Consider the following 6706-nt stretch of genomic DNA (forward strand, 5'->3'; position numbering starts at 1 on the left):
GGGTTAACCCAGCAGGTGCGGCGCTGGCAATGGAACTGATGGACGAGCTGGACAGTCTGCGCCGACAGCTGCACCGGCTGCAGGACAACTGACTCATCGGCGCGGGCAATCTTTTATATAGGACAGATCATGGCGCTCGCTGCCAAAGCAGCATGGGAGAATTCGCGCCATGTCCACCGAAGCAGCGCCCGCCCTGAAAAACATCTTTGACAAGGCGCGCTATCGCCACATCGCGGCAGAAACCGCCGTGGTCTACCCACGTTTTGACAGCAAAAAGTTTCTCTCGCTCGCGCTGCCCGGCCTGGACGACCTTTCGCTGATGCAGCGCCTGCGCCGCACCAGCGAATGCCTGCACGCCACGCTGCCCGACGACTACCCGAAAACCATTGCCATCCTGCGCAAGCTGGCCCCGCGCATCAACAGCGGCTTTGTCACCCTGGTGCTGCCTGACTATGTGGGCCTGTATGGGCGCGATGATTTCGACACCTCCATGGAGGCGCTGAAGTTTTTCACCGCCTTCGGGACCTCGGAGTTCGCGATCCGCGAATTCGTCCGCCAGGATCCTGCGCGCACGCTGGCCGTGATGAAGACCTGGGCCAGGGACGAAAGCGAGCACGTGCGGCGCCTGGCCAGCGAAGGCAGCCGCCCTCGCCTGCCCTGGTCTTTCAGGCTGGATGCGCTGATGGCCGACCCCGAACTTGCCGCGCCCATCCTGGAATCGCTGAAGTCCGACAGCAGCCTCTACGTACGCAAGTCGGTGGCCAACCACCTCAACGACGTCACCAAGCTGCACCCCGACTGGGTGCTGGAGCGCCTGAAGAGCTGGCCACTGGACAACCCGCACACCGCGTGGATTGCCCGGCACGCGCTGCGCACACTGATCAAGCAGGGCGACAGGCAGGCGCTGGGTGTGATCGGCGCCGGTAAAAAGGCGGACGTCGGCATCACCGGTTTGTCCATCACCCCCAAGAAACTCACCCTGGGCGAGCGGATGTCACTGTCGTTCACACTGCAATCCACCTCGCGCCAAAGCCAGCGGCTGGTGGTGGACTACGCGGTGCACTACGTCAAGAAATCGGGCAGCAGCTCGGCCAAGGTATTCAAACTCAAGGAGTTGACGCTGGCCGCCGGCGAAAGCGTGCAGCTGTCGCGCAGCCAGGTCGTGCGCGACTTCACCACCCGTGTGCACCATGCCGGGCGGCACGCGGTGGACATCATGGTCAATGGGGAACGCCTTGCGAGCGGGCATTTTGACCTGGTGAAGACCTGAAATGGCTACAGCCCAATAAAGACAAGCGCAAGCAGCTATCAAATATATAGCAATCCAATATACTACCTTGTCGCAGGGCCGCGCAGCCCAGGCACCTGGCGGCGGGCTTTGTACAGTAGCTACCTGACGCCCTCCCGYCGCCCTTCCGATTCCCATACCAAGCACCAAGGACATGTTCATGCGCCAACTCACCCTGCAACGATTCAGCCCCGCCTATTGCGCCCTCAGCCTGGTGCTGCTTCTGTCCGCCTGCGGAGGCGCCGGCGGTGAAGAGATCGGCGCGGTCGACACGGTCTTCAAATTCATCGGGCCGGACCACAAGATCGTGGTGGAAGCCTATGACGACCCCAAGGTGAGCGGCGTCACCTGTTATGTCTCGCGCGCCAAGACGGGCGGTATCAAGGGCGCATTCGGCGTGGCCGAAGACAAGGCCGAAGCCTCGATAGCCTGCCGGCAGACCAGCGTGATCAGTTTCCCGGGAGGCAAACCGATCGAGAAGCAGGAAGAAATGTTCAGCGAACGCATTTCGCTGGTCTTCAAAAAGCTGCGTGTGGTGCGCATGGTGGACACCAAACGCAACACCCTCGTCTACCTCACCTATTCCGACCGCGTGATCGAAGGTTCGCCGCAGAACAGCGTGACAGCGGTTCCGGTGCCGGCGGGCACGGTGATTCCGGTGAAGTAAAGGCCCGGCTACGGTCTTCGCGGCTGGCGGGTCTGAATACCCCCGCTGGCCAGCGGGACTAGCGTACTGTGCCATCGGCGTTTTCGCTTTTGACAACAGAATTCCGACCCATGACCCAAACCACCGCCACCTCCCTGAGCGATTTCCCCATCACCCGGAAATGGCCCGCCCAGCACCCTGACCGCATCCAGCTGTATTCGCTGCCCACGCCCAATGGCGTCAAGGTATCGATCATGCTGGAAGAGTGCGGCCTGCCCTACGAGCCGCACCTCGTCGACTTTGGCAGCAACGACCAGATGTCGCCGGCATTTCTGTCGCTCAACCCGAACAACAAGATCCCGGCCATCCTCGATCCGAACGGTCCTGGCGGTAAACCGCTGGGCCTATTCGAGTCCGGCGCGATCCTGATCTACCTTGCCGAGAAGACCGGTAAATTCCTGCCAACGGACGCAGCTGCCCGTTACGAAACCATCCAGTGGCTGATGTTCCAGATGGGCGGCATCGGCCCGATGTTTGGCCAGCTCGGCTTTTTCCACAAGTTTGCCGGCAAGGACTATGAAGACAAGCGCCCGCGCGACCGCTACGTTGCCGAATCCAGCCGCCTGCTGGGTGTGCTGAACCAGCGGCTCGAAGGCCGCAGCTGGATCATGGGCGACGACTACACCATTGCCGACATCGCCACCTTCGGCTGGGTGCGCAACCTGATCGGGTTTTATGGCGCCGGTGATCTGGTGGAAATCCAGAAATTTCCCAACGTGACGCGCGTGCTTGACGCATTTGTGGCGCGCCCTGCGGTCGTCAAGGGGCTGGGCATACCCGCGCGCGGCTGACACCCCCACGCGAATACGGCGGACAGGCCGGATGGTCAAATTGGCTATCATGGCGGGCATGTCCGCCAAGCCAGCTCCTAGCCCGGAACAGATTACAACGGATCGCTTTCGCCTGCTGGTGGATGCGGTGCAGGACTACGGCATCTTCATGCTCGACACCGCGGGCAACGTGATGTCCTGGAATATCGGCGCCCAGCGCATCAAACAGTACCGGGCCGACGAGATCATCGGCCGCAATTTCTCCACCTTTTACCCCCCTGAGGCCGTCGCCGCCGGATGGCCCGCCGAGGAATTGCGCCGCGCGGAAAGAGATGGGCGCTTCGAGGAAGAAGGCTGGCGCATCCGCAAGGACGGCAGCCGTTTTTGGGCCAATGTCGTCATTACCGCGCTCAGGGACGAGAACGGACAACTCGCCGGTTTCGGCAAGGTCACACGCGACCTCACGGAACGCCGGGCTCACGAGGAAGCGCTGCGCGAGAGCGAGGAACGCTTCAGGTTCATGATCGAAGGGGTGCGGGACTACGCGATCTTCATGCTCAGCCCCGACGGCGTGATCGAGAGCTGGAACAGCGGCGCGCAGCTCATCAAGGGCTACAGTCCGAGCGAAGTCATCGGCAAACATTTCAGCCTGTTTTACCGTCCTGAAGACCTGGAGGCCGGCAAACCCCAAGCCGAACTGAAGGCGGCCCTGGAGCATGGCCGGGCTGAAGAAGAAGGCTGGCGCGTTCGGCGGGACGGCTCGGTGTTTTGGGCCAATGTGGTGATCGCCCCGGTGTATGACACGGGCCGGCAACTGCGCGGCTTTGTCAAAGTCACACGCGACATGACCGAAAGGCGGCGCCTGCACGAGCTGGAAAAATCCAGCAAGCGCATGAGCGAGTTCCTGGCCATGCTGGCGCACGAGCTGCGCAACCCGCTGGCCCCCATCCGCAACGCCATCACCATCCTGCAACTGGAACCCTCCCCCAGCCCGCTGGTTCGAAGCAGCCGCGACATGATTGACCGGCAGCTCACGCACATGACACGCCTGGTCGACGACCTGCTCGATGTCGGGCGCCTGACCACCGGAAAAATCCGGTTCAAGGCGGAGCAGGTTTCCTACAACCAGGTGGTGGCCCGCTCCATTGAGGCCGTGCGCCCGTTGTTTGATGCGCGGCGCCACCGCCTGAAGGCAGACATCCCGGCCGCGTCGCCGCTGGTGCAGGGAGACGCCACACGGCTTGCCCAGGTCCTGCAGAACCTGCTGGTCAATGCCGCAAAGTACACCCCCGAGGCGGGCCTGATCGAGCTGAAAGTCTGGCAAGAGGGCTCGCAGCTCTACACCTCGGTCCGCGACAACGGGCTGGGTCTGTCGTCCCAGGCGCTCAGCCAGATCTTCGAGCTGTTCTCCCAGGGCGACGCGCAGACAGCCGCGCGGGAAAGCGGGCTGGGCATCGGCCTGACGCTGGCACGCTCCCTGGTGGAAATGCACGGCGGCGCACTGCATGCTGAAAGCGAGGGCCCCGGCCGCGGCAGCACATTCACTTTTTTCCTGCCCAATGCGCAGACAGGCGTGCACGGCACCGATGACGCAAGCGGTCCGGGCGCGGCCATCCTGGTGGTGGACGACAACCGCGACGCAGCCAATAGCCTGGCGGAGATTCTCAGGCTGATGGACTGCCAGGTGAAAGTGGCCTATGACGGCCCCGCAGCGCTGGAGATGTTTCGCCAGCAGGCACCCCAGGCCGTTTTGCTGGACCTCGGCATGCCGGGAATGAACGGCTACGAGGTGCTGGCAGCCCTGCGCGCCCTGCACGGCGGCGAGCAGGTGACGGTCGCGGCCCTCACCGGCTTTGGCACGGACGAAGACAAAAGCCGCGCGCTGGCCGCCGGGTTCGACGAGCACCTCACCAAGCCGCTGGACTTCACCGCCCTGCAGGCATTTCTACAGACCGCCGGCGTGGTGGTTTGAGCGTTTGGGCGGCCAGGAAGGCTGTTTCTGCCCCTTTTCAGGCATCAAAAATGTCTGCAGCCTAATAACATCGTGCGCCAGCAGCTATCAAATAGATAGCAATTTCAGGAATGCCAATGTGTGTAGCTCGCCCGCAAGGCCCGCCGGCAGGCCGCCGCGGCCATGGGTGTATAACCAGAGCCCCCGGTCCCGCGCTTTTTCCTCATCCCGCGCGTGGCCGCTCACCTCACATCAATAAGCATCAAGCCGGGCGCATCGGGCGCCACGACACACCAAGGAAGATCAAACATGGGCGCGCAGTGGAAAGCAAAAGGCAAGGAACTGGCCGCAAATGCCAAGGGCAAGGTATTTGGAAAACTGGCCAAGGAAATCATGGTGGCCGCGCGCAGCGGTGCCGACCCGTCATTGAACGCCCGCCTGCGGCTGGTGGTGGAGCAGGCCCGCAAGGTCTCCATGCCCAAGGACACACTGGAGCGCGCCATCAAAAAAGGTGCGGGCCTCACGGGCGATGCGGTTCATTTTGAACACGTGATCTACGAAGGTTTTGCCCCCCACCGCGTACCGGTCATGGTCGAATGCCTGACCGACAACCTGAACCGCACCGCATCCGAAGTGCGTGTGCTGTTTCGCAAGGGGCAGCTGGGCACTTCCGGCTCGGTGTCCTGGGATTTTGACCACGTGGGCATGATTGAAGCCGAACCTGCCGCAGCAGGCGCCGACCCCGAGCTGGCCGCCATTGAAGCAGGCGCCCAGGACTTTGAGCCGGGCGAAGAAGAAGGCACCACCCTGTTCCTGACCGACGCAGTCGACCTGGACCTGGTGAGCCGCGCACTGCCGGCCCAGGGTTTCAGCGTGCTGTCGGCCAAGCTGGGCTACAAGCCGAAAAACCCGGTCGATCCGGCAACCCTCAGCGCCGCCGAACTCGAGGAAGTCGAAGCCTTCCTGGCCGCCATCGATGCCAATGACGATGTGCAGACCATTTATGCGGGCCTGGGCAGCTAGGGCCTGTCTGTTTGCGTTCCCCGGGCGCGTCCCGGATCAGTAGCCCATCAGCGCGCGCACATGCGCCGCCGTGCCGCTGGCCAGGCCTTCCATGCTGTAGCCTCCCTCGAGGACGGAAACCACGCGGCCGTCGGCGGTTTCATCGGCCACCTTCATCAGCTCCCGGGTGATCCAGTGGTAATCGTCGTCTGTGAACTTCAGGCCACCCARCGGATCCAGATGATGGGCATCGAAGCCCGCGGAGATGATCAGCAGCCCGGGCGCAAACTTGCGCAGGGCCGGCAACAACTGGTCGGTCATCGCGGCGCGGAAGGCGGCAGACCCGGTGCCCCGCGGAAACGGCACATTCACGATGTTTCCAGCCACGCCGGTTTCATGGCGCGCGCCGGTGCCGGGGTAAAACTGGGACTGGTGGCAGGAACCGTAGAACAGGTCCGGGTCGTCGTAGAACGAGTTCTGCGTGCCGTTGCCGTGGTGCACGTCGAAGTCCACCACCGCAACACGCTGGATGCCGTGCCGCTCGCGGGCATGCAGCGCTGCAATGGCCGCCTGGTTGAACACGCAAAAACCCATGGCCTGGTCGGCCTCGGCATGGTGGCCGCAGGGGCGGGTAGCGCAAAAAACGTTGCTCGCCTCCCTTGTCACCACATCGTCCACGCCGGCACAGGCCGCACCCACGCAACGCATCACCGCCTCCAGCGAGCCCGGCGACAGGATGGTGTCACCGGCATCGAGCGCGCGGTAACCCTCGGCCGGCGACACAGCCTGCACTTGCTCCACATAGCCGGGTGTGTGCACGTGGAGTACCTGATCGAACGAGCCCAGCGGCGCATCGCGCCAGAGCGCCTTCGCAAACTCCGGCGTCTTCAGTGCCCGCAGCACGGCTTCGAGACGCTCGGGCGACTCCGGGTGGTGCGGGCCGGGACGATGGTCGAAACAGGCTTCGTGGGTGTAGATCAGGGTGCTCA

At 63.2% G+C, this 6706-nt stretch carries 6 protein-coding genes; 5 read left to right on the forward strand and 1 reads right to left on the reverse strand.

Annotated features, from left to right (window positions below; genetic code table 11):
* Window positions 1-169: 169 nt before the first annotated feature.
* The 5 genes from AC1D1P_RS10885 (at window position 170) to AC1D1P_RS10905 (ending at window position 5738) form a co-directional block, all read left to right on the forward strand.
* Window positions 170-1270 carry a DNA alkylation repair protein gene (locus AC1D1P_RS10885; RefSeq protein ID WP_477672977.1) on the forward strand — a complete coding sequence of 367 codons (1101 nt, stop codon included), beginning with the start codon at window positions 170-172 and terminating at the stop codon, window positions 1268-1270.
* A 178-nt stretch (window positions 1271-1448) separates the two neighbouring features.
* Window positions 1449-1955: a CreA family protein gene (locus tag AC1D1P_RS10890; protein WP_457280437.1), complete on the forward strand. Its 507-nt coding sequence runs from the start codon at window positions 1449-1451 to the stop codon at window positions 1953-1955.
* 110 nt (window positions 1956-2065) lie between these two features.
* Window positions 2066-2785 carry a glutathione S-transferase N-terminal domain-containing protein gene (locus AC1D1P_RS10895; protein WP_477672978.1) on the forward strand — a complete coding sequence of 240 codons (720 nt, stop codon included), beginning with the start codon at window positions 2066-2068 and terminating at the stop codon, window positions 2783-2785.
* A gap of 31 nt (window positions 2786-2816) precedes the next feature.
* Window positions 2817-4736 carry a PAS domain-containing hybrid sensor histidine kinase/response regulator gene (locus tag AC1D1P_RS10900; RefSeq protein ID WP_477672979.1) on the forward strand — a complete coding sequence of 640 codons (1920 nt, stop codon included), beginning with the start codon at window positions 2817-2819 and terminating at the stop codon, window positions 4734-4736.
* Window positions 4737-5024: 288 nt separating this feature from the next.
* On the forward strand, window positions 5025-5738 hold the full coding sequence (locus AC1D1P_RS10905) for a YebC/PmpR family DNA-binding transcriptional regulator (RefSeq protein WP_457280435.1): 714 nt from the start codon (window positions 5025-5027) through the stop codon (window positions 5736-5738).
* 36 nt (window positions 5739-5774) lie between these two features.
* Here AC1D1P_RS10905 and AC1D1P_RS10910 read toward each other — a convergent pair.
* Window positions 5775-6706, reverse strand: a 932-nt coding sequence (locus AC1D1P_RS10910; RefSeq protein ID WP_477672980.1) for a histone deacetylase family protein, incomplete at its 5' end; no start/stop codon positions are given.

This window comes from Polaromonas sp. P1_E1_2 (genome assembly GCF_056406035.1).